We start from the raw sequence: 1,244 nt of genomic DNA on the forward strand, positions 1-1,244 counted from the left end.
GAACTCGGTCACCTGGCCGACGTTTCCACCTCGACTGTTCGATCCCTGGAAGGAGGTGCCGATGGCGTCGCGCTGGGCAATCTTCTCAAGGTGCTTCAGGCTCTGGGCCTGATGGGTCAGATCGAGAAGCTGCTGGATCCAAGCGATGATCCAGAGACGGTCGCCTACGCCGAGCGTCATCTGAGGCCGAGGTGACGGTGGTCACGCCCGTCTGGGTCCGGCTTCCAGGCCAGGACGAGCCCACGAGGGCGGGCGAGATCGTGTCCAGCACGGGCTCCCGCTTCACATACCAACAGGAGTATTTGAAGACTGCTGGGGCCTTGGCGTTGGACCCCGTCGAGCTGCGCCTGTCCCGTTCGTCCAGAGGCACCGCGATCCTGGGCTCGGACGGTCTGCCCGGGGTCATCCGGGATGCCAAGCCCTCCGGATACGGCGAGGACCGTCTCAAGGCGACTCACGGGAACAAACTTGACGCCCTGCAACTCCTGGAACTCGGCGTTCCCGACGGTGTGGGGGCCATCGAGGCTTGCCACGACATCGACAGAAAGCTGCGATGGCGACCCCGAGAACTTGGCGATCTGCAGCAGCTCACCGAAGCGCTTGAGCTGGATGAGCCCTCGAGCCGCGCACTGCGCCGCCTTGACCGACGACCTGGATACGAGCGCCACAGGAGACCGCCACAAGGCAACCCTGGTCGACGCAGGCCGCCTGTGGCTGGTGAAGATGCAAGCGCGCGGAGACCGGCAAGCCATGCCGGCACGCGAGTTCGTGACGATGCGTCTGGCTGAGCAGGCGGGCTTGAACGTGGCGCCTGTGAAGCTGCACACCTTTGGCGTGCACCAAGTGTTGATGGTGCAGCGCTTCGATCGGGATGGCGATCCGTACAAGCCGACGCGAAAGCTCTATGCCAGCGCACAAACGGTCCTGCGGCTGCGCCTGGACTCCGTCAGGGGCGATCCCGAGCGCTCATACCTCGGCTTGGCGGACCGGCTGCGGATCTGGACGAATGACGGCGCGGACGATCATCGCGAGCGCCTGGGAGCACCGCTGGCCGAGTTGTGGAAACGAATGGCTTTCCACGCCCTGGTCGGAAACACTGACGACCATGCGTTGAACACAGGCTTGCTCTTCGATCGCGTAGGGGATGACGCGGCGCGCATGGCCTGGGGACTTTCTCCGGCCTTCGACATCACGCCCAACATGGCGGCCCCACCGCAAGACATCGAGGAAGGCCCGCAACTGTC

2 protein-coding genes and 1 pseudogene are annotated in these 1,244 nt (G+C 64.6%); all 3 read left to right on the forward strand.

Annotated features, from left to right (window positions below):
* On the forward strand, positions 1–195 hold a 195-nt coding region (locus tag ACOVRJ_RS10475), incomplete at its 5' end, for an NADH:flavin oxidoreductase (protein WP_422043793.1).
* Positions 196–260: 65 nt separating this feature from the next.
* Positions 261–467 (forward strand): annotated as a pseudogene (locus tag ACOVRJ_RS10480) (type II toxin-antitoxin system HipA family toxin); the annotation flags it as partial.
* Positions 468–609: 142 nt separating this feature from the next.
* Positions 610–1,244 (forward strand): HipA domain-containing protein (locus ACOVRJ_RS10485; RefSeq protein WP_422043794.1); only part of this gene is annotated, 635 nt, incomplete at its 3' end.

It is taken from the genome of Roseateles sp. (assembly GCF_049240545.1).
In the GTDB taxonomy this organism is placed as follows: domain Bacteria; phylum Pseudomonadota; class Gammaproteobacteria; order Burkholderiales; family Burkholderiaceae_C; genus Paucibacter_A.